At 28.0% G+C, this 26,129-nt stretch carries 25 protein-coding genes; 6 read left to right on the forward strand and 19 right to left on the reverse strand.

Annotated features, from left to right (window positions below):
• Positions 1-819, forward strand: coding sequence for a DNA-formamidopyrimidine glycosylase (gene mutM, locus U3G01_RS02765; RefSeq protein ID WP_255030665.1), 819 nt, complete (start codon positions 1-3; stop codon positions 817-819).
• A 644-nt stretch (positions 820-1,463) separates the two neighbouring features.
• Here mutM and ligA read toward each other — a convergent pair.
• The 11 genes from ligA to dnaX are packed head-to-tail and all read right to left on the reverse strand — an operon-like array spanning position 1,464 to position 12,141.
• Positions 1,464-3,509, reverse strand: coding sequence for an NAD-dependent DNA ligase LigA (ligA, locus tag U3G01_RS02770; protein ID WP_255030664.1), 2,046 nt, complete (start codon positions 3,507-3,509; stop codon positions 1,464-1,466).
• Between the two features lie 2 nt (positions 3,510-3,511).
• Positions 3,512-4,474, reverse strand: a complete 963-nt coding sequence (locus U3G01_RS02775) for an energy-coupling factor transporter transmembrane component T family protein (protein ID WP_010320880.1) — start codon at positions 4,472-4,474, stop codon at positions 3,512-3,514.
• Complete coding sequence (locus tag U3G01_RS02780) at positions 4,464-5,369, reverse strand: ATP-binding cassette domain-containing protein (protein WP_069096512.1); 906 nt, start codon at positions 5,367-5,369, stop codon at positions 4,464-4,466. Before U3G01_RS02780 ends, U3G01_RS02775 begins: the two co-directional genes overlap by 11 nt.
• Entirely contained in the window at positions 5,342-6,160 is an 819-nt protein-coding gene (locus U3G01_RS02785; protein ID WP_069097218.1) for an energy-coupling factor transporter ATPase, read from the reverse strand. The genes U3G01_RS02780 and U3G01_RS02785 overlap by 28 nt, the downstream gene beginning before the upstream one ends.
• 9 nt (positions 6,161-6,169) lie before the next feature.
• Positions 6,170-6,712: a hypoxanthine phosphoribosyltransferase gene (gene hpt / locus U3G01_RS02790; protein WP_069097219.1), complete on the reverse strand. Its 543-nt coding sequence runs from the start codon at positions 6,710-6,712 to the stop codon at positions 6,170-6,172.
• 29 nt (positions 6,713-6,741) lie between these two features.
• Positions 6,742-7,473 carry a 16S rRNA (cytidine(1402)-2'-O)-methyltransferase gene (gene rsmI, locus U3G01_RS02795; protein WP_255030663.1) on the reverse strand — a complete coding sequence of 244 codons (732 nt, stop codon included), beginning with the start codon at positions 7,471-7,473 and terminating at the stop codon, positions 6,742-6,744.
• A 4-nt stretch (positions 7,474-7,477) separates the two neighbouring features.
• Complete coding sequence (locus U3G01_RS02800) at positions 7,478-8,353, reverse strand: DNA polymerase III subunit delta' (RefSeq protein ID WP_255030662.1); 876 nt, start codon at positions 8,351-8,353, stop codon at positions 7,478-7,480.
• Positions 8,313-8,972 carry a dTMP kinase gene (gene tmk / locus U3G01_RS02805; protein WP_255030661.1) on the reverse strand — a complete coding sequence of 220 codons (660 nt, stop codon included), beginning with the start codon at positions 8,970-8,972 and terminating at the stop codon, positions 8,313-8,315. The genes U3G01_RS02800 and tmk overlap by 41 nt, the downstream gene beginning before the upstream one ends.
• Position 8,973: 1 nt before the next feature.
• The gene (locus U3G01_RS02810; RefSeq protein ID WP_255030660.1) at positions 8,974-9,558 is read right to left on the reverse strand and encodes a toprim domain-containing protein; all 585 of its coding nucleotides are present in this window, start codon (positions 9,556-9,558) and stop codon (positions 8,974-8,976) included.
• Between the two features lie 9 nt (positions 9,559-9,567).
• Complete coding sequence (locus U3G01_RS02815; RefSeq protein WP_255030659.1) at positions 9,568-9,846, reverse strand: YbaB/EbfC family nucleoid-associated protein; 279 nt, start codon at positions 9,844-9,846, stop codon at positions 9,568-9,570.
• A gap of 60 nt (positions 9,847-9,906) precedes the next feature.
• Positions 9,907-12,141, reverse strand: a complete 2,235-nt coding sequence (dnaX, locus tag U3G01_RS02820) for a DNA polymerase III subunit gamma/tau (protein WP_255030658.1) — start codon at positions 12,139-12,141, stop codon at positions 9,907-9,909.
• Positions 12,142-12,284: 143 nt separating this feature from the next.
• On the opposite strand from dnaX, the gene U3G01_RS02825 reads away from it, so the two are divergent.
• From U3G01_RS02825 to U3G01_RS02835, 3 genes are read left to right on the forward strand one after another with little or no spacing between them, the layout of a single operon-like run.
• A complete protein-coding gene (locus U3G01_RS02825) occupies positions 12,285-12,620 on the forward strand; it encodes a hypothetical protein (protein ID WP_255030656.1) in 336 nt (111 codons plus the stop codon).
• Positions 12,621-12,634: 14 nt separating this feature from the next.
• Complete coding sequence (locus tag U3G01_RS02830; RefSeq protein ID WP_255030655.1) at positions 12,635-13,633, forward strand: lipoate--protein ligase; 999 nt, start codon at positions 12,635-12,637, stop codon at positions 13,631-13,633.
• Positions 13,634-13,639: 6 nt separating this feature from the next.
• Positions 13,640-14,446 carry an alpha/beta fold hydrolase gene (locus tag U3G01_RS02835; RefSeq protein WP_255030654.1) on the forward strand — a complete coding sequence of 269 codons (807 nt, stop codon included), beginning with the start codon at positions 13,640-13,642 and terminating at the stop codon, positions 14,444-14,446.
• Between the two features lie 627 nt (positions 14,447-15,073).
• On the opposite strand, the gene U3G01_RS02840 is transcribed toward U3G01_RS02835, so the two are convergent.
• From U3G01_RS02840 to recO, 8 genes are all read right to left on the reverse strand, one after another.
• A complete protein-coding gene (locus tag U3G01_RS02840; RefSeq protein WP_010320893.1) occupies positions 15,074-15,610 on the reverse strand; it encodes a DJ-1/PfpI family protein in 537 nt (178 codons plus the stop codon).
• Between the two features lie 93 nt (positions 15,611-15,703).
• Positions 15,704-16,945, reverse strand: coding sequence for a serine--tRNA ligase (serS, locus tag U3G01_RS02845; protein ID WP_255030653.1), 1,242 nt, complete (start codon positions 16,943-16,945; stop codon positions 15,704-15,706).
• Positions 16,946-16,958: 13 nt separating this feature from the next.
• On the reverse strand, positions 16,959-18,308 hold the full coding sequence (eno, locus tag U3G01_RS02850) for a phosphopyruvate hydratase (protein WP_255030651.1): 1,350 nt from the start codon (positions 18,306-18,308) through the stop codon (positions 16,959-16,961).
• 151 nt (positions 18,309-18,459) lie between these two features.
• A complete protein-coding gene (locus U3G01_RS02855; RefSeq protein WP_255030649.1) occupies positions 18,460-19,110 on the reverse strand; it encodes a ribulose-phosphate 3-epimerase in 651 nt (216 codons plus the stop codon).
• Positions 19,091-19,948 (reverse strand): ribosome small subunit-dependent GTPase A, encoded by an 858-nt coding sequence (rsgA, locus tag U3G01_RS02860; RefSeq protein WP_255030648.1) that lies wholly within the window; start codon positions 19,946-19,948, stop codon positions 19,091-19,093. The genes U3G01_RS02855 and rsgA overlap by 20 nt, the downstream gene beginning before the upstream one ends.
• On the reverse strand, positions 19,949-20,542 hold the full coding sequence (gene gmk, locus U3G01_RS02865; RefSeq protein WP_029513061.1) for a guanylate kinase: 594 nt from the start codon (positions 20,540-20,542) through the stop codon (positions 19,949-19,951). It lies immediately after the preceding gene.
• Complete coding sequence (gene rsmD, locus U3G01_RS02870) at positions 20,523-21,083, reverse strand: 16S rRNA (guanine(966)-N(2))-methyltransferase RsmD (RefSeq protein WP_069098349.1); 561 nt, start codon at positions 21,081-21,083, stop codon at positions 20,523-20,525. The genes gmk and rsmD overlap by 20 nt, the downstream gene beginning before the upstream one ends.
• A 28-nt stretch (positions 21,084-21,111) precedes the next feature.
• Positions 21,112-21,792, reverse strand: a complete 681-nt coding sequence (gene recO / locus U3G01_RS02875) for a DNA repair protein RecO (RefSeq protein ID WP_255030646.1) — start codon at positions 21,790-21,792, stop codon at positions 21,112-21,114.
• 324 nt (positions 21,793-22,116) lie between these two features.
• Between recO and U3G01_RS02880 the strand changes: the two genes are divergently transcribed.
• A complete protein-coding gene (locus U3G01_RS02880) occupies positions 22,117-24,714 on the forward strand; it encodes an MAG2960 family serine endopeptidase lipoprotein (RefSeq protein ID WP_255030644.1) in 2,598 nt (865 codons plus the stop codon).
• Between the two features lie 958 nt (positions 24,715-25,672).
• The gene (msrB, locus tag U3G01_RS02885; protein ID WP_255030643.1) at positions 25,673-26,104 is read left to right on the forward strand and encodes a peptide-methionine (R)-S-oxide reductase MsrB; all 432 of its coding nucleotides are present in this window, start codon (positions 25,673-25,675) and stop codon (positions 26,102-26,104) included.
• Positions 26,105-26,129: the final 25 nt, after the last annotated feature.

Raw genomic sequence — 26,129 nt, forward strand, 5'->3', positions numbered from 1 at the left:
ATGCCTGAATTGCCAGAAGTTGTAACCGTTGTAAATGCCTTAAAAAACGAGATTATTGGTAAAAAAATAGTTAATGTTTTGGCTAAAGATGAGAGTTTTATAAAAGAAATTTCATTTGTTGAATTTAAAAAAATACTGAAAAATTCAACTATAATAGATGTTCAAAATAGGGCTAAACATATTTTATTTTTTTTAGATAACCAAAAAGTTTTACTCTCACATTTGCGAATGAATGGGAAATATTTTACTTATAAGTATCCAAAATGAAATAAATTTGATTACATTTCCTTTATCTTTTCGGATAATTCAGTTTTAAATTATAATGATAGTCGAAAATTCGGGACTTTTGTTATTAGAGATCATTTTAATTTATTCAAAGTTAAACCCTTAGTCGATTTAGGACCGGAACCTTTTTATATAAATGTTGAGGATTTTTACCAAAAAATCAAAAAATCAACTCGCTCAATCAAATCGATTTTACTTGATCAGAAAATAATGAGCGGGTTAGGAAATATTTATGCTGATGAGGTTTGTTTTGCAGCTAAAATTTCTCCAGACAAAATCGCTAACCAAATAACCTTAGAACAAGCCAAAATAATCGTTGAAAAGAGCAAGGAAATTTTGCAAAAATCAATTGAATTAGGCGGTTCAAGTATAAATTCATATACTTCTTTGAATGCTAAAGAGGGTAAATTTCAAAATTTTTTAAAAGTTCACACTAAAAAAAATTTACCTTGCACTAAGTGCAATGAAAAAATTTTAAAAGTTGTTGTTGCTGGCAGAGGAACTTATTTTTGCCCAAATTGCCAAATTGAATAAAAAAACCTATAAATTCGTAGGTTTTTTTATTCAATTTTACTTTTTATTCGCGAGTTTACCAGTTTGATGAGATAATCTTAAAAAGCAAAATTATGAAATTTTTAAACTGCTTTTTTAGTCTAAAACACTGACAAAAATCATAAAAAAATACAACTACTACTTAAACTAAATGTAAATAGAAAACTCGTTTTTACTTACATTGAGCCTAAAAAAATATATGAAGTTTTGAAAGAACAATAATTAATAGCCATAAATTTGTAGATTTCTAAACGGTCAAATTTAAGGCATTCCATCATATTTAAAAATATAATGGAAAATTCGCATTTTCTGATTTTATTATGACAAAAAACATAATCAAGCCCTCACTAATTCAATACCAAAATTTATTAATTATTCTTAAGTGAGTTTAATTATAACCTAAATTTTTTTTAGACCAAGCATTTTTTTTTTTTTTTTTGCAAAAGTTAATTTTAAATAATAAAAATTAAGGTTTTACGCTCGAAAAACACGGATTTACGGGTATCCTTGCATATTTGTATTCAATAAAAGTTAATTTTAGCCATAAAACTGTAAAACTCAGGAGGTACTTATTTTTGTCCAAATTGCCAAGTTGAATAAAAAAACCTATGAATTTATAGGTTTTTTTATTCAACTTTACTTTTTATTAGCTCTCAAAATTCTTCTTCGGAGATTCTTTTAACACCTAATTTAATTGCTTTTTCTATTTTCGATCCGGTCGATTCGCCCGTTACCAAATAAGCGGTTTGTTTTGTTATTGATGTGTGAAAATATGCGCCTGTTTGTTCGATAATTTTAACAAATTCGTGTCTTGGTTTGGATAATTTTCCCGAAATTGCAAACGATGTTCAACCAATTGAAGACGGCGAAATAGTTGGATTTTTAAAATTAAAATTCACCTTTTCAAGACAGTCAAGTAGTTTTTGATTTTCCTGATTATTAAAATAATCAGTCAGTGAACTAATTATAACAGGACCAAAATCATTTTGATTTTTTAGTATTTCAAAATCTAATTTTCTTAATTCAGAAATATTTTTGGCATATCTTGCAAGAATTTTAGCGGCTTTTATTCCAACATTTTTTATTCCTAAACCAAAAATTAACCTATGAAAATCGATGTTTTTTGCTTTTTCAATCTCATTAAGCAATTTAATTATTGACTTAATTTGCAAGGATGGAGCGCGTTTATTTTCTGAATTTATTTGACTAGGTTTAAATTCAGAATAAATTTTTTCAAGGTTATTTTTAAGGTCAAAAATGTCACAAATATTAGAAATAATTTTTTTATCTAATAGTGTTTGAATTCTTTTTTCGGCTAAAGTTTCGATATTTAGAGCGGCTTTTGATGAAAAGTGAACGATTTTTTGGAGAATTATGCCAGGACAATTTTTGTTTTGGCAAAATTGATCAATTCCTGATTCACTATAAATTAGTTCAGACTGACATTTGGGACAGTTTTTTGCAATTAAAAAATTAGTTTTTTCGTGTTGTTCAACACTTCCGATAATTTGCGGGATAATTTCGCCCGCTTTTTTAACAAAAACATCAGACATTAAATTTAATTTTAGATTTTCAATATAAGAATAATTAGGCAAAACAGCCGAAGAAATAAGACTACCACCAAGATTTACGGGTTCAATTTTGGCATTATATGTAACTTTTCCGGTTCTGCCAATTGTGGGAAAAATTTCTAGTAGTTTGGTTTTTGCAACATCATCTTCAAATTTAAAGGCAATAATACTATGAGGAAATTTTGACGTATAACCTAACTGATCATAGAGTAAAAACTCATTAATTTTGATAACAACGCCGTCAATATTGTAATTTAGTTGTTCTCTTTTTTGCTTAATTTGGCCAATAAAGTCAAAAACTTCATTTAAATTATTACATTTTTTTTGAAAATCATTAGTTTTAAAACCTAATTTCTTTAGAAAAGAGATTGCTTCTGACTGTCTAAAAATTTTATGTTTTTCTGGTTCAACAAGTGTATAAAAAAACCCGCTTAAAAATGAAAAATCATCGCTGGATGAGTCTTTTTGGTTTTTTTTATATCGTCTAAGAATTCCACTTGCGGCATTACGAGGATTTTTAAACACATTTGTCTCAGTTTGTAAACTATCAAATGCAGAATTATCTATGTAAATTTCCCCTCTTATTTCAAGGTCATCAAAATAATCAATTGTTTTAGGGATAAATTCATCTTTAATTTTAAGGACATTAACTAAAACATCTTCGCCAAAAACGCCATCGCCACGAGTTAGTGCTTGAATAAGTTGGCCGTTTTTATAAATTAGTGAAAGTGAAATTCCATCAATTTTTGGCTCGACAAAAAAAGTTACATTTTCTAAAATTGCCATTGCTTTTTGGGCTCATTTTTCAAGTTCAGATTTTGTATGAGCCTTATTGAGCGATAACATCGGAACTGAGTGTTTAATTTTGACAAATTTAGAAGTAATTTTGCTACCAACTTGTTGACTTGGTGATGAATTAAGTTCATCTAAAGTAAAAAGATAGTAATATTTTTGCTCCAAATTTATTAATTCTCTCAGCTTTTTGTCGTAAATTAAATCATCAACAAGCGGATTTTGTAATTGATAGTAATGATGATTTCAAATTTCAATTTGCTTTCTTAGCTCAAGAATTTCATTGCGTATTTTAGAATTATTTTCCATGATTAAATTTTTTGATTAGTGTAGAGTCATCAAAGTGGCAAGCGCGAAATTGGGATAATATTCATTTCCATTAAAACTGTTAAAGTAATAAGACCAATAAAAATAAGGGCAAAAAGATAATCGAGCTTGTTAAAAACTAGACGGCGATAACGGCTTCTTTTTGCATAAACATCATAACCGCGAACGTCCATAGCATTAGAAAGATCTTCAGCCCGTGAAAAAGCAAGCACAAAAAGTGGAATTACTAAAGTTATTAATGATTTAACTTTATCCTTAATTTTTCCGTGTTTAAAATCAACGCCACGGGAAGATTGAGCTTTCATAATTCGGGTCGCCTCAAGTAACAAAGTCGGAATAAAACGAATCGCGATTGAAATAATCATTGCAATTATATGGGTTGGAATGAATAAAAGTTTTAAGGGCAAAATTAAATCTTCAATTGCGCGGGTTAGTAAAAATGGTTTTGTTGAATAAGTTAAAATTGTAGTTGAAATTATCATTCCATAAATTCGAATCGCTAAAACTAGTGAGCGAATTATGCTAACAGTTCCAATTGAAAATTTTATACTTCCAAATAAAGCGGTTGGCTTGACTAAATATCAAGAAATAAAATGCGTTGTTTCTTCAGGATTTAGACCTAAAACTTTATATTTAGGCAATTCATTATCAGATGAAATGCCTAAAATTATATTAATATTTTGGTGATCAATAATAAATCCGTAAATTATTAACATAATTATGAAAATGATTATTGGCATTTTCATTAAAGTAAAAATTTGCTTAACTCTTTTTGTTGTTATATAGAAAAAAACAAGTGAAAGCAAAAGCAGAATTGAAATTGTCGCTAAATGGGTAGTGACAAAAAAAAGCACTGCAAAAAGAATGTTAAAAGCTATTTTTAGTCGGGGGTCCATTTTATGAATTATTGTGTTTCTTGGGACATATTTAGCAACACTAATTTGCATTTTTTTCCTTTTTTATTAATAGATTAATTTGACTAATTAATTCGTCAATTGACTTGACTTTGGAAATTGGATATCCTATTTTTGCTAATTTTTCACGGAAATTCAGCAAATTTGTAGGTAACATTTCATTTTCAATAAGAAATTGATTATTATCTAAAATAGGATAAGTTTCACCATCGTATATAATTTTACCATCTTTAAAAAAAATACAACGTTTTGTTCACTCTAAAACACTATCAAGATCATGAGTTGCTAAAATGATTGTTTTGCCTTTTTTATGAAGAGTGTCCAATATTTCAAGCATTTTTACTGAACCTTGAGGGTCAAGACCTGCCGTTGGTTCGTCAAAAAAAATTATATCTGGATCCATGGCTAAAATTCCGGCAATTGCAACTCTTCGTTTTTGGCCACCTGAAAGTTCAAAAGGTGATTTGTCTAAAAAAGTCTCATCAAGGCCGACTAGTTTTATCATTTCAGCTGCTTTTTTCTTGGCCTCTTCTTTGTTTACTCCCATTGAAACTGCGCCAAAAATAATATCTTTTTCAATAGTTTGTTCAAAAAGTTGGTATTCAGCAAATTGAAAAACCACTCCAACTCTACGGCGAATTTGGTTTATAAATTTAAACTTTGATTTTAAAAATCTTGGTCTTTCAACAACTAATTTTTTTTCAGTTTTGGACTCTTGATCAAAATAAAAATACTCAACTTGACCTTTATCAGGGAGCAAAAGCGCATTCATATGTTGGATAAAAGTTGTTTTTCCTGAGCCAGTTTGACCTATTATTGCGATAAATTCACCTTGATTAATTTCAACAGATACATTATCGAGCGCTCTTATTTCAATTGGTAATTTTTGGTCATAAATTTTTACAATGTTTTTTGCTTTAATTTTCATAGTTGTTCCAGCAATTCATTTTCATCATAGGTCGGACTAATAAAATCAAGGTTTTTCGAAATTTTATAAATAAAAGGCGAGTCAATTTTGGCTTTTTCGATTATTTCCTCATTATTTAAAATTAATTTTGGATCACCTTTTGCAATAATTTGGCCTTTGGCAAAGACAACAACTTCATCGGCCAAAATCGCTTCGTTCATATTGTGCGTTATTGAAATCAAAGTTTTGGTTTTATCTTTACGGAGGTCATCTAAAATTTTAACAACATCACTTTTTCCTTTTGGATCAAGCATTGAGGTTATTTCGTCAAAAATTATTATTTGTGGATTTAGGGCTAAAACTGAAGCAATGGCGACTCTTTGCTTTTGACCACCAGATAAAAATTGTGGCTCTCGCTCAAGATACGATTGCATTTGTACTTTTTGGGCCAATTCTGCAATAATTTTTGGCATTTTTTTTGGATCTTCGTTAATATTTTCCAAACTAAAGGCAATATCGTCCTCAACTGTTGCCCCAACAAATTGATTATCTGGGTTTTGAAAAATAATGCCGATTTTCTTTCTAATTTTAGGTAGACTTTCTTTATTTAATAAAATTGAATCAACTTCAACTGTGCCTTTTTGCGGTCTAGCGATTCCGGAAATAATTTTAGAAAATGTCGACTTTCCTGATCCATTGTGGCCTAAAATTGCATAATATTTGCCTTTTTCAAAAGTTAGACTAACATCTTTGAGCACTAATTGGTTCATATCATTAGTGTAACTAAAGCAAACATTTGTAACTTTTATCATTTTTTTATTTTATTCCTTTTTGTTTGGATCAAAAATAGCAACAAAAGGTCAATTTCGATATTTTTCCTGATAATCAAGTCCATAACCAACAAGAAAAGCATCGGGAACTTCAAAGCCAAAATAATCTGGTTCAATATCAGTTTTTCTTTTTTCTCTTTTATAAAATAAAGTAATTATTTTCAGTGATTTTGGTTTTTTTAATTTCAAATGTTCACTAATTTTTGTTAAAGTTATACCTGAATCAAAAATATCATCAATTAAAATAACATCTTTATTTTCAATTTTTAGGTCAATATCGGTGATAACTTTCAATTCACCAGCTGATTGTGTACCTCCAAAATAGGATTTGGCAATTATGCAATCCACCATTGAATCAACTTCGATTTGCTGAATTAAATCAGTAAGAAAAATTAATGAACCTTTAAGAACAGCAACAAAAACAATTTCTTGCGAATTCTTATAATTTAAATTTATTCACTTTGCAATCTCATCAATTCTAGTTTTAATTTGTTTATTGTCAAACAAAATTTTTACAATATGTTTGTTAATCATTTTAACCCATCTTTTTAAAATATTTTAATCTAAAATTTTACACTATTTTTAGAAAAATTTTCATATTTATTTGCTTTTAACTTCGGCTTTTCATCGTTTTTTAGCCTTAAAACCATTGTGAATTCACCTTTGGTAGAATTTTGAAGTTCAGCTAAAATTTTTAAAGGAGAACCAATAAAATATTTTTGATAAATTTTTGTCATTTCCTTAACAAGAAAAATTTCAACTTTCTCGCCATAAAATTCATTAATTACTTCAAGAATATAAATTAATTTATATGGCGAAACGTAAAAAATATAACTATAATTTAGTATAAAATGCTCAATTTGTTTAATTATTTGCTGCTTTTTTGAATTAAAAAAACCCATAAAAACTAACGGTAAATCAAAACCAGAAAGAACAAAAGCGCCAACAAAAGCACATGCGCCAGGTAAAAAATCAACTTCGACATTGTTTTCATGGGCTCATTTTATCAAAATTTGACCCGGGTCGCTAATTGAAGGGGTACCTGCATCGGACATTAGAATAATGTTTTGGTTAGTTAAAAATATGTCAGATTTTTTGGCGATAGTTGATTTTTCATTAAATTTGTGATAGGAAATTAACTTTTTATCTTTAATTTCCAAAAAATTTAATATTTTTTTGGAAGTTCGGGTGTCCTCACACAAAATTAAATCAGCTGATTTTAGTGCTTGAATTGCACGCAGAGTTATATCTTGTAAATTTCCAATTGGAGTTGCTATAACAGTGATTTTTGCCATAATTTTAAGTTAAAATATTATTTAGACGAACTAAAAAGCCCGATTTTTGAATATTAAAGTTTGCATTTGTTTCAAGTGATGAAAGAAATTTTTTAAATGTTTGATTAATACTCACCATTTTTTCAGAATTTAAATCAAAAGAATTCGCTTTTTTAGCATGTTTTTTGTTAGCGCCGGAGTTGTTTAAAAAAAATTGCTTAAAATGAGCGATTATTATCTGAACAAAAATAAATGAGTTTTCTTTTGTTAAAACTTGATTTAAAAATAGTAAAAAATCAAATTTTGTTTTAGTTAAATTATTTAGTAATGATTTTAATTTATCCAAATCCGAATCACTAATAGCCTTAATAGCTAAAGTTGCTTGATCAAAATTGGTGAAAATATTTGCATATATAGCATTATAAGGCGTTTTTTTTCATGTATCTAACTTTTTTTTAAGTTCGTTTTTTCTATTTAAATCATTGAAAAAAAATATTTGACAACGAGAAACAATAGTCGGAATAATTAAATCAGAGGAAAAAGAAGTTAGTAAAAAATAAGTATTCAAAGGAGGATCTTCTAAAATTTTTAGAAATGAATTTAGTACAGAAATATGGGCATTTTCAATGTTTTTTACTAGGAAAATCTTTGAATTATCGCCATAAAGAGAGGAAAAATACAACTTGTTTACCTCTTCTAAAAATTCTGTTTTTGAAAGACGATTATCTGAAAAATCATGTTGAAAAATTTGTGGTTTTTGACTAAATATCTCTAAAAAATCAGCTATTTTCTCATCTAGAAAATCTGAGTAACTCGATACAAGTAAAATTGCATGTGGAATTGTTTTAGTTTTTGACAAATTATCGAGAAAATGGCGCCAATTTGTCGTAATTTGCTTCATAATAGCTCTCAAAAAAATTAATTATATCTGCTAAAACATGATCATAATCGCCGTTACCGTCAATTTTAAAGAAATTTTTCCTTGTTTTTAATAAATATTCATATCCTTTAATAACTTGTCTATAAAAATCCTCACCGCGATTTTCAAGTCGGTCTCGCTTTTCGTTTCGATAAATGGTCATTCGTTCGCGTGATTTTGAAATTTTAACATCAAGGAAAATTGTAAAATCTGGAAAAGTGTTTTCAGAAATTAAACTATTTAAATTAAAAACTAAATCTGGGCTTAAATTATTTCCAAACCCTTGATATGCAATCGAAGAATCAATATAGCGATCACAAAGAACAATTTTTCCAGATTTTAAGGCTGGCCAAATTACTTGTTCAAGATGAATTCTTCTCGAAGTTGCAAATAAAAGCATCTCAACATATGGGCTAATTTGATTTTTTTTATTAAGTAAAAACTCGCGGATTTGTTGTGCTTCTTGCGAATCTCTGCCGCTATATGGTTCAAAAGTTATAACAATTTCCTTTTCTGGAAATTTAATTCTTAAATACTTTGCAAACAAATTCATAACGGTTGATTTTCCGCTTGCGTCGATACCTTCAAAACTTATAAACATATTATTTTTCCATTTCTTGCCGATTTTCGAGCGCTTGATTTAAAGTTATATTATCAATATAATCAATTGCCGCCCCAAAAGGAATACCAGTGGCTAACCTAGTAATTTTTGCTGACGATAAAAACTTGTGTTTTGCAAGATAATTTGCAAAAATTCAGCCTTCCATTGTTGAAGAAAGAGCGATAATAATTTCACTTTTTTCATTAGCAAGGTCAGCAAGTTTTTTTATTTGTAAGTCATGATTTTCGAGCTTTTTGATATCATATTTGCCAAAAACAAAATACTTGCCATCATATTTTCCTAATTTTTCAAATTTTGTGACCATTTCAGAATTTTCAACCACTAATATTTTAAAAGAACGCTGAAAATCAAGGCATATTTGGCAAACTGAATTAGCATTTAGATATCCGCATCTCTCACAATATTGAAGATTTCGTTTTAAATTATAAATTTGCTCGACAAATGTCTCAATTTGACTAAGGGGCGTATCGATTAGAGAAAATAAAATATTAGTGGCTTGTTTTTTTGTGATTCCGGGAACTTTTCTTAATTGATCAACTAGTTTTTCAAAATTTTCATCTACCATGATTCAAAATTACTGTGACTGATTTGGAGCGATTTTTTCATTTTCTTCTCTAATTTTCAGCAAAGCTTGATTTAAAGTAATCGAAATTAAATCTTCTAGTGTTTCAATATCGTCTTTGTCGACTAAAAATGGGGCAATTTTTAACTTTTTTAACTCAAAACCTCCTGAAATAGTCAGCGAAATTCCTTGATTTTCAAAGTCAAAATCTGTTTTTTCTAACAAATCTTTTTTTACTTTATGATCTTTTTGCATTTTTTGTGCTTCTTTTAATAGTTTTTGAAGATTCATGTTTTTCCTTTCTCTTATTTAAATAAATTATATAAACTATTTTAAAAAGTTTAAAAATTTTTATTCATCAAAGAATAGTTTTTGTAAATCTGTCTTAGAAATAGTGCGTTTTTTCGGTTTTTCAAAAGGTTTTAGTACAAATTTTTCACCGCGCGCTCTCATTTCACTTGCCATTTTCTTTGTTTCTTCAACAAGATTATTACTTAAAGCAAGGCCGTAGATATCCTGGCCAAAAATTGTTTTTAATAAGTCGTTGACTTTATCACCTTCTTTTTCCATTTTCTCAATTAATAATTCTTCATATTCTGGATTTTTAGTGATAAAACATACAAAATTAGATCCTAATGAAAGAATTTCTGCATGTTTTAATACTCCAACAGTATCTATGAATCCCAAAGTATACTGAAAATCTAACAAATTTTTGCTCCATTTTTTACGTAAATCCAAATAAATTTCACGGTTTGTGTCATAAAATTTTTTTCCTAAAAGAATAAGATTTAGCGCCTCGTCAACGGATAAATAATCATTTGACAGATTCTTTTTTAAAAATTTATTTACGTATGAATTTCTGTCAAATGAAAAATTATCGTCTTTTTCTTCATTTTTATTAAAAAATGATGTTTGATTATTTGTTTTTGTGCTTGAATCAATAATGGGCTTATCATTTTTTTTGGCAATATCATCAGTTTTTTTATCATTAGAATTTAAAAATGAGTTGGAAAAATCGATGTTTTCAGCCGAATTCAAATGTGAACTTTCGGTTTTATTTAAAAAATTACTTTGATAACTAGCGCCCTCGGGATCTAACAAAGGATTAAAAGCATTGTCCCTGTTTTTAAAATTATCGCCTGTTTTAGAGCTTTTTTGACTTTTTAAGATTTTTGTCTCTAAATTATTTTTTATTTTGCGGTTAAAAATTGATTCCCAAGCCAAATCATCGCTACCATGCAAATCTAAATCGGCATCATCATCGTCATCAAGAATTGGATCATCATAATTAAATAAATTTTGGGTATTTGTTTTTTGACTCAAATTATAATTTGGGCCAAAATTTTTATCACGGACAGTAACAAACTCTAATTTTTTTGGAGGTTTTTCCTCTTTTTTGATGTTTTGCTCACTTTCTTGAACAGCGATTTTTGTCTCTTCTTTTGGTTTTTCAACAAATTTGGCTGAATTTTCTAAAACAGTTTGGCTTTTTTCTTGCAAGCTTTCCTTTTTAAAAGCAAGAATTTTCATGACAAAAATTTCAAGGGCTAAACTTTGAAACTTATCATGATTAATGTCTTTTAAAGTTGAAAAGCCAATATCTAAAAATTTAAAAGCAAAATCGTGACTAATTTTTAAATTCGCCAAATCAGAAGTTGAATAAATTTCAATTAAGTCTTCTTCTTGAGTTTTTTCTCATATAATTCACTCTTTGACTAAATTTATTAATGACTCAACTAAAATTTGGAAATTTTTGCTTTGCAATAAAAGTTTATCTAGTAAATCAAAGGCTTTTTGGGACTGTGCCAAAAAAAGAACATTTATAAATTCAACAAGTTTTTCACTTGAAACTAGCCCAAAAAGTTCTTCGACACTTGTTTTACTCAAAAAGTTGTTACCAAAAATTACCGCCTGCTCAAGAATTGAAATTGCATCCCGCAGACTATTGTGGCTTAATAAACACACGGATTTTAGGGCATCTTCTTCATATTTTACGCCTTCATATTCTAAAATTTGTGAAAGTCGTTGTGAAATTTGCTCTTTGTTTAGGCCAAGAAAATTATATCTCTGCACTCTCGAGAGAATTGTCAAAGGGATTTTATGAACTTCAGTTGTTGCTAAAATGAAAATAATATGACTTGGTGGTTCTTCCAGAGTTTTCAAAAATGCATTAAAAGCTGAAGTTGAAAGCATATGAACCTCATCTAAAATATAAATTTTATATGGGCTAACCTGAGGTAAATTAATAGAGTTTTCAACAATTTCACGGATTTCTTTAACACCATTGTGTGAAGCAGCGTCCATTTCAACTATATCAATAGAGTTATTTATATTTTTAAGGCAATTTTGACACGGGTCGATAGAATTTTGCTCTTTGTGGGTGCAATTTATTGCATTTGCAAATATTTTTGCAAGTGAAGTTTTTCCAGTACCTCTTGGTCCTGAAAAAAGATAAGCGTGAAAAAACTTTTTTGATTTAACGATATTTTTTAAACTTTCAACTAAATATTGTTGGCCAACAACATCAGCAAATTTAGTAGGTCGATATTTTCGATATCAAGCTACATATTCATTTGTATTTTTCATATTTCTCCAAGATTTTCAAAAAAAATCCTTTAAAATTTTTAAATTTAATATTTAAAAATAAAAGTATACTTAAATAGTTTATAATTATAAATTATAATAAAATAAAATTAAAAATAGACTTTATATAATTTAAGGATTTTTAGATGTCAGTCGCATTCAGCAAGGAACAAAATTCAGCTCAAAAAAAATGTGCTATAAGCGAAAGATTTGTATTTAATTTTCGAATTTTAAGCTACTCCTTTCGGAAATTAGAAATTTCAGTTGAAGGTCTTAGTAAAACAATCGATTATAATTCAGAATATTTTTTTTGGTTTGTGGAAAATTTAATCTACTTTTTATCAAAAAACAAGTATGCGCTCCGTTGAGATTATGAAAAAATAACACTTTTTAATTTAGAAAATTTACAATTAGCAGAAAATCTTGATGATTTTAAATCAAAATTCAAATTAATTACAACTTTTGATTTAGAACATAACTAAAATATGGAGGAAACATGAAGATTTATACTACTAAAAAAACAAGCCCATTTTACACATTAGTTTGCGAGGAAATGATTCTAAAAGATGACCAGAATCAAGAAGATATTTTATATTTCTACCAGCATAATAATGCAATAATTATCGGAAAAAATCAAAATATTTACGAGGAAATTAAGCTTGAGGAAGTTGAAAAACAAAGAATTGAAATTTATCGTCGACTTTCTGGGGGCGGTGCTGTTTATCACGATTTAGGAAACATTAATTTTTCATTTATAACTAAAAAACAGAATCACAGTTATCAAAAATTCTTGACACCAATTATAGAATTTTTTAAATCTTTTGGTTTAGATGCTGAATTCAAAGGTAGAAATGATCTAATAGTTAATGGGGCAAAAGTTTCGGGAAATGCTCAAATAATTTACAAAGATAGAATTGTTCACCATGGAACAATTCTATTTAATGCTAATTTGGCAAAATTAGGACAAGTATTAAAACCAAATCGATTAAAAATTGAGTCCAAAGGAATAAAATCTATACGTCAACGGGTAACAAATATTTTGCATGAAATTGAAGAACAAATCGAAGATTCTGAGTTTATTTCAAGATTAATCACATTTTTTGAAAATAAATATCAAACAAAAGCACAAGATGTTGAAACTTATTTTCAAGATGGGAGGATATCTGAAAAAGATTTTCAAGAAGTTCAAGACCTAAGACGATCTAGAGAATGAGTTTTTGGTTCAAATCCTTATTTTAGCTATGAAAATATAGCCCGAACTAGTGGCGGGGTTTTAAAAGTGCTTGCAAATATTGAGAAAAATCACATTGTTAAAATAAAATTTGAAGGTGATTTCTTATCTCAAAGATCAATTGAGGAAATTCAAGAAATTTTAGAAAATAAGGAATTTACTAGATCAATTCTAGAATCAGAGCTTCTTCAAATTACAAATCTTGATGAATATTTTGGCGCAATTCCTCTTAATGAAATTTTGGATACAATTTTTGGAAGTTAATTATTAATGATGGTTCATTCAAAAATTACTGTTGAAAATGAGGATATTTTTTATTTTTTAGAAGAAACTGGAAAGCAAAAAGTATTATTTTTACACGGTTTTAATTCAAGTCATAATTTCATTTTTCAACTTAAAAAGAAACAAAATCGTAACTATGACATTGTTTCATTTGATTTTCCCGGTTGTGGTCAAGGCACTAATAATAATGAAATTAATGTTAAAAATTACCAAAAAATTGCGACTAGTTTCATTAAAAAGCTCAATCTAAATATCCAAATTGTAATCGGTCACTCACTTGGCGGAGCTATTGCTCTGTATATTTTAAATGAAAATTTGGCAAAAAAAGCGATTTTAGTTGCTCCACTCAATCCTTTTATTTTAGAGAAAAATTCGCAAAGTGAAGCTGAAAAATTAGCAAATTGACTCTTGCCTCAAGACATTGAGTCTGCAAAAGATAGTCTTGAACATTTAGTTTTTACTGATAATTTTAGTTATAAGAAAAATTTAGCAAAAAATGCTATTAATTTTCTTGAAAATGTCACAAAAAAAAGAGAAATTTTTAAAAAGATTGTTTTTGATGAAATCTTTAATTTAGAATGGCTTAAAACCGAATTGTTGCCACTTTACCAACAAAATAATAATTATTTTTTAATTGCTGGTGTTGAAGATCATTTTGTGCCATTAGAAAGTCTTCAAAAAGTTTGTTCAAATTTTAATAAAAATCTTATAAAATTTGAACAAACTGGTCATGCAGTTTTTTTCGAAAGAAGTGATGAAATTAATACTGAAATTGAAAAAATTCTAGAAATTTAAGCCTGTAATCCGGCTCTTATTTTTTCAGCAATTTCTTTTGCTGAGCTTCCCTATTTGTTGGCAGAAATTCACTTTTTAGTGAATATAAATACGAAAAATAACGGTAAATCCGTGTTTTTTGACCTAAAATCTTAATTTTTATTATTTTAAAATTAATCTTCTCCAAAAAAAAAAAAAAAATGCTTTGCCCAAGAAAAAAATATGTTATAATAAATCCTACTTAAGAATAATTAATAAATTTTGATATTGAATTAAGGGGGACTTAGTTATGTTTTTTGTCTAAAAAAATCAGACACTGCGAATTATCCATTATATTTTTAAATATGATGGAATGCCTTAAATTTACCCGTTTAGAAATCTACAAATTTATGGCTTTTAATTGTTGTTCTTTCAAAACTTCACATGTTTTTTTAGGCTCAATTTAAATAAAAATGAGTTTTTTATTTGCATTGAGTTTAAATAGTAGTTGTATTTTTTATGATTTTTGTTATTTTATCCATAAATTGATTTTGCCAGTGTTTTAAAATAGGTAATTAACTTTTGCGAAAAAAGTTAAGAAAGTGCCCAAAATAATAAACTAGGACACTTTCTTAAGATTATCTCATCAAACTGGAAAATTCTAGAAATTTAAGCTTGAAATCCGTCTCTTATTTTTTCAGCAATTTCTTTTGAAGCTAATTTTTCAATGACTTTAAATGCAAATTCAGCTGAAGATGAGGCATTTCTAGCTGAAATATAATTTCGATCAACTGTAACTAAATCGTTTTTTCTTGTTGGTGTGTTTGAATTTGTTTCATCAGGGTATGAACTAAATTCATAATTTGGGGCTAAATTACGCTCAAAAATAGCATTTGGCGCATCACAAATTGCAAAAATATCCTTATTTTGTGCAAAAAATTCACTAATTAATTTGAGTGCTGGCTCACAAGTTCGAAGATGTTGTGCCGCAACTCCGCCTGGTATAAAAATTGCATCAAATTCATTAGATTTTCAATTGCTTTTGGCTTCAATTTGAACAACCCCGAATTGCCCTGTTACAATTTTGTTTTCAGGGTTATAAAATTCAATTTTATCGTATAAATTGGCCTTTTTTATTAACGAAACAAAAGTTGTAAACTCTATATCCTGAAATTTATCAAGCAAAACTACCAATAATTTTTTCATTATTACTCCTCATTAAATAAAATAAAATAAAATAAAATTGTACCATAAATTTTTATGGCACAATTTTATTCGTTAAAAATTTATATATAAAATCTAATTAAAATAAGGTTTTAAAACTTCTGGAACTGTTCAACTACCATCAGGGTTTTGATTTTGCTCGAGTAAAATCGCGACAATTCTATCAATTGCAAGCCCAGATCCGTTAATTGTGTGTGCATAAATGTTATTTTTTTCATCACGATAGCGAATTTTTGCTCTTCTAGCTTGAAAATCGCCACAATAACTAATTGATGAAACTTCACGATATGTCTGTTCTGATGGAAGTCATGCTTCTAAATCAATAGTTTTTTTACTTGAAAATCCAAGATCACCAGTACACAAAAGCACAGCACGATAAGGAATGTTTAGTAATTTCAAAATTTTAGCAGCATCTTGAACAACATTGTCAAATTCTTTTATTCCATTAACTTCATTTGTTATTTTAACAAGTTCAACTTTATGAAATTCATGAAGTCGAATCAAACCTCTTGTGTCTTTACCACCACTTCCAGCCTCGGAACGATAACATTTACTATAGCCAACAAGCGAAATTGGTTTTTCTAGGTCAATAATTTCGTCTTGGTAATAATTTGTCAAAGGAACTTCGGCTGTCGGAATTAATCAAAGATCAGAATTTTTTAAAGAATACAAATCTTCTGAAAATTTCGGAAGTTGACCTGTTCCATATAGCGAATTTTCGAGAACTAAAGTATTTGGAATAATTTCCTCATAACCTGAGTTTACATGAGTATCGATCATAAAATTTATCAAAGCTCGAACTAATTTTGCGGCTAAATTTTTATAAATTACAAAGCGATTTCCTGAAATTTTTACAGCTCGTTTAAAATCTAAAATATCTTTAGATTTACCAAATTCATAGTGAGGTTTGATTTTAGGATCGATTTTTTTTGGTTGTCCCCAGTGATAAATTACTTGATTATCAAGTTCAGAATTTCCAAAAGGAACTGAATCATCAGGAAGATTTGGCACTTCAAGAATTTTTTGACTAACTCAGACATCAAGTTTTTGTCACTCTGTTTCTAAATTTGCAAGTTTATCTTTAATTTGACTTACTTGGTCTTTCAAATCTTCAGAGTTTTTATTTTCACGGACATAAAGGCCGATTTGTTTGCTAGTTTTATTTTTTTGTGCTAATAATTCATCAATGTCCTGACGCAAAAGGTTACGTTTTTGGGCTTTTTGATATAATTCCGCAATTAGAGAAATATCAAAACCACGGTCTGATAATTTTTTTTCAACAAAAGCTTTATTGTTTAAAATTAAACGAATATCCATATTTTAAATTAAATTATTTTTTTAGATTATAAAAAACTTCTCTTCCAGTATATTCGCTTTTTGAATATGTGTCTAAAAACTCTTCAATTACTAGAAGTCGATTATATTTGGCAATTCGGTCAGTTCTTGAAAGTGATCCTGTTTTGATTTGCCCAGATGAAACTGCGATTGCAAGATCAGAAATTGTAGTATCTTCAGATTCACCAGAACGGTGTGAAATAACTGCGGTCAATCCTGATTTTTGTGCAAGTTGAATTGCATCAAGTGTTTCAGTTAAAGTTCCAATTTGATTTAATTTAATTAAAATGGAATTAATTGCCTTTGTTTTGATAGCTTCTTTTAAAATTTCTACATTTGTAACAGTTAAATCATCACCGACAATTTGGTGTGTTTGCCCAAATCTTTTGGTAAAAGCAATAAATCCGTCTCAATCTGATTCAGCAAAACCATCCTCAACTGAAATTATTGGATATTTATCAAAAAGTTGCCCATAATAATCAAGCAATTCTTCTGATGTAAATTCATATTTTTGGTGATCTTCTTGATCAACAGAAGCTGCTTTTAATTTTTTAAAGACATATTTTTGGCCATCATAAAATTCACTAGCAGCAGCATCAATTGAAATTGCAATGGCATTTTCACCATCAACAGCGGGATTAAATCCTGCTTCCTTAATTGCTTCAACTAAAAAATCAAGTGCATGTTCGTGAGAACTTAAATTAGGAGCAAATCCACCTTCATCACCAACTTGAGTTCCAAATCCTGATTTTTTAAGAAGTTTTGCTAAAGTGTGAAATACTTTATTTGATGCTTGCAAAGCTTTTCTAAATGTTGGAAAACCGAGTGGCATAATCATAAACTCTTGAAAATCAAGCGTATTTGAAGCATGCTCACCTCCGTTTATCACATTAAGCATTGGAACTGGCATTAAAGTTGGGTTTGGACCACCTAAATAACGAAAAAGTGGAAGTCTCAACTCACTTGCGGCCGCTTTTGCAACTGCTAAAGAAACACCTAAAATAGCATTTGCACCAAGTCTTTCTTTATTTGGAGTTCCGTCTAAATCGATCATTTTTTGATCAATTAGTCTTTGGTTTTTAACACAAAGTCCAATAATTTCAGGACCAATAATATTATTTACATTATTAACTGCGGTCATTACACCTTTTTGACCAAATCAGTTATAAGCATACTCTGTATTTGAATCACGTAATTCAAGCGCTTCTCTTGATCCAGTTGAAGCTCCTGATGGAACAATTGCACACCCAAAACCGCCAGCTTGGGTGTGAACCTCAACTTGAATTGTAGGATTTCCCCGTGAATCAAGAATTTCTCTTGCAAAAATTCTTGTAATTTTTGACATAAAACACCTCGAATTTGTTATTTATAGTTTAAATTTATTGAATGTATTATTTGCTAAGTAAAAATCAAAAATAATAACATGCTAAAAATTATATCATAAACTATGAATTTAACAAATTCTTAAATAGTAATTTTTGCTTCTTATTTTAGTGTTAATTTAATAACTTTTGGATTTTAGTTTTATTGGGTTTTTGGGCCAAAAAAGTGCCTACAACAATTACGTCAGCTCCTGATTCAAAGACTTTTTTTGCATTATAATCTTTAATTCCACCATCAACCTGGATTAAAATGTTGTAATTTGACTCACGAATTATTTTTGATAAGTTGCTAATTTTTTGGTATGTTTCTTGGATAAAATCCTGCCCGCCTTTTCCAGGTTCAACTGACATTACCAAAATCAGATCAATTTTGGGTAATAAGTCTAAAATTTCTTCAATTTTTGTAGAAGGTTTTATTGCAAGACCTATTTTAATTTTTTCAGAATATTTTAAAATTATCCTATGAATTTCGTCATAATTTTTGCTTTCAAAGTGAATTGTGACAAAATCAACATAGCCAATTAGTTCTTCAATTTGATTTTCAGGATCACTCGACATTAAATGAGCATCAGAAATAAATTTTTTGGATTTAGTCACAATTTTTTTAATTTCTAAAAGAGAAATTGCTGTATTTTCAACAAATTTTCCATCCATAAAATCAAAATGAAATCATTTTATTCCAAGATTCAAAAAAGTTCTAACTAATTTTAGACGGTTATTTTTACTAACATTCAAAAGTGAGGGGCTAATAATCTTTTTTTTCATATTTTTCTAAAAGATAGAGATAATTTTTATACCTAGTTTCTGAAATTATGCCGTGTTTTACAGCATTTTTTACTGCACAGTTTTCTATTGGCTCATGAAAATGAAAGCATGTTCTAAATTTGCATTTAGGCAAAAACTGGCGAAAAATTTCAAATGAACTTTTAATTTGATCCTTGGGAATTTCATCATAATTAAAGCTAGAAAATCCAGGCGTATCTACTATCTGAAAGTCTCCTTTTCTTATAATTTGAACAACTCGCGTGGTGTGTTTTCCGCGATTTAATGAAAAAGAAATTTGCTGAACCTGGAATTGTGTGCCAAACAAATTATTGATAAAACTTGTTTTTCCAACTCCGCTTTGTCCAATAACAAAATTAAGTTTATTTTTAATTTTTTCTTGCAAATCGCTAGGAATTTTTTTTTCATTATTATTAATAAAAAAAATAGAATATCCCATTTTTTGATAATCAAGCAACAAATTTTTATAATCTGGTTCAAGGTCAACTTTGGTAACTATCAAAATTGGACTAATATTTTTAAATTCAATCATTAACAAAAAAGTGTCAAGTAATAAAGGCGAAAAATTTGGTTCCTTGAGGGAAACAAAAATAAGTGCCTGGTCTATATTAGCAACTTTTGGACGCTTTAGTCAGTTTTTTCTTGGAAAAATTTCTTTAATAAATCCACTAGGATCAAACTCAACAAAATCTCCAACTAAAGGAGCTATTTGTTTTTGTCTAAGTGATCCAGATCCTCTCAAAAGTGGATAGAGTTTTTGGGTTGATGGTTCAAAAACATCATAAAAACCCGCTATAACTCTAACAATTTGTCCCTTCATCTACAGCTCTTTTATTTCTGTTGTTATAATTTTTTCAATTTCATCGACACATTGTTTTAAATTGTCATTTACAACTTGAAACTTGAATAAATCCTTAATTTTAATTTCGGATTCAGCCTTTTTAAGTCGAAGATCGATTTGGCTTGATGTCTCAGTGAGTCTATTTTCAATTCTTTTTTTCAGAACTTCAAGCGAGGGGGGTAAAATAAAAATAGTCAAAATTTTATCTAATTGGTTATTTTTTTTATAGTTTTCAATAATATTTTTAGCGCCATTTGTATCAATTTCTAATAAGGGAATGAAATTTTGATCTTGAATATATTGAATTTGTGACTCTAGAGTTCCATAGTAGTTATCAAGATGACAACTTCACTCAATAAATTCATTATTTTTGATTTTTTCTTTAAAAGTTGCATGGTCTAAAAAAAAATAACTCACTCCGTCAATTTCATTAACGCGTTTTGGCCTGGTTGTTGCCGAAATTGCAAGTTTTATAGGCAATTTGTTATTTTTTAATAAAATCGACTCAATAGTCCCTTTGCCAACACCTGAAGGACCGGAAATTACAATTAGTTTATTCATCTTTTGCTTCATTATTAAATCTTAGGAAAAAAACAGTATTTTTAGCATATTTTTTTGTTTTTTCAATTGAAAAAAATTTGGGAATTAATTTAGAACCTAAATTAGTTTTATAAATTATAATTCCAGATTCTTCTAATAAATTATTTTTTGCAATTTTTAAAAAACATTTCTTGGTAATTTCTTCTTCAGCATGTGGCGGATCTAAAAAAATAAAGTCAAACTTTTGTCCAATAAGATCGTTAAGCAAAAATATTGCGTTTTTATTAAATATTTCGTATTTTTTTACGTTATATTTTTTACAAAAATCAACAATATTTTTGTATGCCTGCTGATTTAATTCTGAAGCTACAACTTTTTTTGCGCCACGAGAAGAGGCTTCAAGACCGATTGCACCTGTTCCAGCAAACAGATCTAAAACTTTTGAATTTGGAATTTCAAATTGTAACTGTGAAAAAATCGACTCACGACAACGATCAGACATAGGTCTAACTACTGAAAATTCAGGATTTTTTATTACAGCACGCCTATAATTACCAGAAATTATTCTAATCATAAATATTTATAAAATTATACCAAAAAATTTAAAAAATAATATATGAATTTTTTTTTAAAAACATCTTTAAAATTTCAAAAATAGAATAAACATGGTCAAAATTGATTTTTTCCAAATATTCATCAAGTGTAAAATTGGCTCAATACAAAATTTCCAATTCCTTGACATTAAATCTAAAAAAAGGTTTTAAAGTGCGATGATAAACACATTCCATTCCGCCATAAAAATCAAAATTTACAAGTCTTTGATTGGTTTTGCAAACTTTACAACTAGTTAAATTGCCGATTCAACCGTTAATTTTAATTCAGTTGATAATTACATAGACTATTATTGCGTTTACATTTTTATCGTTTATTTTGGAAAAGGCACTTTGAAAAATATTGAAAATTTTAGAATCATAGTTATTTTCATCACTAAATTGATAAATTACTTTTCAAAACTTATAAATATTTTCGTTAGTTAAATCCAAGCGAACAAGGGATTCACCCTTTTTTAGTTTAGATAATTTATTAGGATTTTTGGCCAAAAAAATCTCAAACTCACCAAGGCAGCCGGGATTTAATATATAAATATTTTTGCTAGTTGGGCGACGTACACCAAGGGCAACCATCTTAAGAATCCCAAAATTTGTTACTAATTTAACTATTAAATCAAAGTCCCTAAAGTTAAATCTTTCGACAACTATCCCTTTAATGATTTTTTCAGCCATTTTTTCATTAAAACTTATTATATGGTATTTAGGTTTAAAGATCTAAAATTAGTTAATTCTATTAAGATGAAATTTATTTTAAGGTAAAAAATTAATTTCTAAAATATTTTAGTTATAAAATATAATTATACCACAAATTAATTTTTTTTATTGATTTGTCATTTTTTTTATTCATTTTTTTCAATAATGCTTCAAAATTAGCAATTACATAAATGGTTTAGCTTAAAATTTAGCCTTTTTTTATGCTATAATTTGGTTAACAAAACTTAATAAAAATGTTTAGGATTTAAATTAAGCTTTGTAAAAAGCGAAATGGTTTGGTTTATGAAAAAACTTAGTAAACTTATTTTTTCTAATCTGTTTTTAGGGTCATTATCCATAATTTTATTTTCAGCATGCAATGTAAATAGCGATAAATTGGTTTCTAAAGAACAAATTAGTCCAAAAGTTCATGCAAAAATTGAAAACCAACAACAAACCAGTCTTGATGATGTGGATTGGAAAAACATTAACTTTGAATATGACAGCAAAAAATACAATTTGGAAAAATTGAATTTAAATAAAAATTTTGAACTAAATTTGTTAAGAGTTAGCGTTTTGCTCGTTGATCCTGAAAAGCAACTTTCAATACCAAAAGAGTTTGTTTTTACTTCGTTTTTAAAAGTAAAAGACAAAGTACAAGACCCAAATTTAGATAAACCTGAAGAACCAATTAAAGAAGAAGAACCAAAAAAAGTTGAAAAAAGCCCTAATCCTCAACCTAATATTTCTAAGATTAAAAGAGAGAGAATTTTAAAACCACCTAGTACTAGTAAACCTGAAATCACAAGAATTATTAGGCCTCAAGAAAAACCAAAATCACAAATTGTAAATAATCCTAGTCCAAACATCAATAATATTCCAATTAATAATTCGCCTATTAATAGAATAAATTCAAACCAATTTCAAAGTGTAAATTACAATACAAAAGCTTATAATCCACTTTTTGAAACAACTCCAAAGTTAAAATATACAAATAGAATTTACAGTGAATCACAAAATCCTGAATATTTTAAAGACGATCATTATTTTGACCAAAATTTTTTACTAAATCATTCAGTGATGCAAATTATTCAAAATACACCAAAATATCAAACTGGAGTGCATAATTTATACACTTTTTTGTACAACGGCGATAATAATCAACCAATTAATTTTCTTGATCCAAATGATCCAAATAGAAATAAAAGATTTTGAGAATTAGCAAAAAATGTCGGTCATTACGGCGATTTTGGTAGAAACAATGAAGAAAAATTAATGTTTTATAATCGTGGTATTTCTTATAATGGAATGGCTGAACAAGTATATCTTCCAAGGTTTTCTGAGAATGAATCTTTTGGAGCTTCAAGTAATTCTGAGAACTTAACAGAAATTGTAAAGAAAAATCCTTTTGGTTTTTTGCCATCTAATTTAAGTCAGTTATTTTATTACATGAAAATCGATGAAATTGGCAAAATTTTTAAAATCGCTAATTTAAAAAAAGTTAGCGCTAATTTTGATGACAAAAAAGGTGAAATTAGTATTTTGTTTGAAAGTGGTTATGGCAAAAAACAAATTTGAAAATCAAGTTCAACTAATTCTAATTTAAAAAAAGATATTGACTATGAAAAGTTCATTTATGATCGCTCATTTAGTCTTGGAATTTACGGATATAAATATTATCAAGATGATTATTTTCGAGATAGATACGGCACTGAGGCTTTTAAAGAATACGGTACCGCCTGAGTTTTAGATAGAATAACAAACAATGACGCTAATTCTGATAGTTATGAACTTTTAGTTGGAACAAACATTCATGTTTGGAATATGCCACAAATTTTTGACAAAAGCATGTATTTTTTTAATTTAGATAACAAAAGTGAAAAATCAAAAAAATGAAATGCTGGCTTTGTTAACCAAAAATATGAATTTATTTCTGAGCAGGATACAAAAAAGGACAATAAATTAAGACCTTTTTTTACCGCGGCTCGTTCAGCCAATTTAATTTCTGACAATAAATACGAAAATACATACGAAAAAATTAAAGAATACCCAGTTTTTGATGCCTATGATAGCTATTTAAGCGCTCCATATTACACTCCGCGCTACAAAGTTGATGGAATAATGGGCCATGACGTCGATGTTGGCTATAAATATTTAGATAATTATAATGAAGCAACCCGAGTTGGAACAACCAAAAACGGTGGTTCAGACTTTGTTATTCTACGACTTAAAATTAAAAAAACTGATTTAGGACATATTTTACCTGAATTAAAAAAAGTTATTGATTTTGGTAATGAAAAAGATTGACATATTGGTCTAGGTCGCAATGAAAAATTTAGTCCAATAAAAACACAATTTTATGGCGGATATCCAGTTGCTACTAAAGACAATGAAAATGGTGATTGAGACAAAGGTGTAAATTTTAAATCTAATAAATCAACAGGCGGAATAATTAACACCAGATCACGTGTAATTAATGATAGTCTTTTTCATGGCCTTTGAGTTCCTTATAATGATGCTGAAAATAAAGACTGAAATGCTAAACATGAAAAGTGAAAAAACTACCAAAAACCATTTCTTGACAATTTAAAACACGGAATGATAAAAAGGGTTTTAAATCAGCATTCAAATTTGTATACAAAAGTAAAATCTGAAAATAAATTAGACGCTCTTGGTCCTGGATCTTCAGGATCGATGGCTATTGATTCAAGTTTTAATTTAATTGGTATAAATTATTCCTATTCAACTGACCCAGAAAGCAACACTTTTTCAAATGCAATTTCATTAATGGAGGGTCAGTCTACCTATTTTGATGGATTTAACGGCAATATTCGCGAGGATTTTAAGAAAAAATTACAAAAAGATGGCTTATATACAATTAAGATTAATCCAAAATCCTAAAAATTATCTTAGCTAATTTTTTGATTTAGTAGTTTTTTGCAATTTTTTAGATATTTTATTTTGAATTTTTGGCAAAATTCACGGGTAATTTGGCAAATTTGGTCTAGTATTTTGAGCAAAAACACTAAATTTTAAATCTGACCATCATGAAAGAAAAATCTACTTTTTAATTAAATAAAACAAACTAAAAAAGGTAAAATTTTAACTTAAAAAGCAAAACCATAAAAAATACAACTACTATTTAAACTCAATGTAAAAAGAAAACTCGTTTTTACTTACATTGAGCCTAAAAAAATATATGAAGTTTTGAAAGAACAATAATCAAAAGCCATAAATTTGTAGATTTCTAAACAGGTAAATTTAAGGCATTCCATCATATTTAAAAATATAATGGAAAATTTGCGCTGTCTTATTTTATTATGACAAAAAACATAACTAATTCCCCCTTAATTCATATCAAAATTTATTAATTCATTCTTAAGTGAGATTAATTATACCTTAATTTTTTCCTAGATCAAGCATTTTTTTTTTTTTTTTACAAATGCTCATTTTAAAATAATAAAAATTAAGATTTTAGGCCAAAAAACACAGATTTATGGGTATTTTTGCATATTTGTATTCAATAAAAAGTGATTTTTTGCAATCAAACTGGCAAACTCAGGAGCTGTAAATCCAAATTTTTTTACAACATTTCTTAGCAAAATTTGACAGTTAGGTTAAATGACCTATTTTTGACACTTAATAAGGTTAGATGTTTGAATCTGGTTTTTGATAAATTTTTAGTATTGCAATAAAATTTTTTGCTGATAAAGTCTTTGGATTTTTGCTAATTTGGTTTAAAATAGTAATTTTTTAAAATTTTAATAAAAAGTACTATTTTTTATATTTTAAATATATTTTTAAAAAATAATTTTAAAAATGGTATAATTTGTAAATTAAAATTTATTTTGGAGAAAACATGGAAAACAACAAGAAAAAACTTGATCATTTGAACGAATTGCAATACAAAGTTACCCAAGAAAATTTTACAGAACCACCTTTTGATAATCTTTATAACGATAATTACGAAGAAGGTGTTTATGTTGATATTATCGACGGAACTCCGCTTTTTTTATCTTCAACTAAGTATAATTCAGGATCTGGTTGACCATCTTTTTGAAAACCTTTAAACGAGGACTCGATTGTTGAAGTTCTTGATTTTAGCCACTCAATGACTAGAGTTGAGGTTCGCTCAAAAAATGCTGATTCCCATTTAGGTCACGTTTTTAATGATGGGCCTAAAGATCAGGGAGGAAGACGTTATTGCATTAATTCGGCTGCCCTTAAATTTATTCCTAAAAATGAATTAAAAAGCAATAATCTAGAACACCTTTTAAAATACTTTGACTAAATTTTATTTAAAACAAAAATAAGAA

The organism is Mesomycoplasma ovipneumoniae, from assembly GCF_035918255.1.
Taxonomy (GTDB): domain Bacteria; phylum Bacillota_I; class Bacilli_A; order Mycoplasmatales; family Metamycoplasmataceae; genus Mesomycoplasma; species Mesomycoplasma ovipneumoniae_A.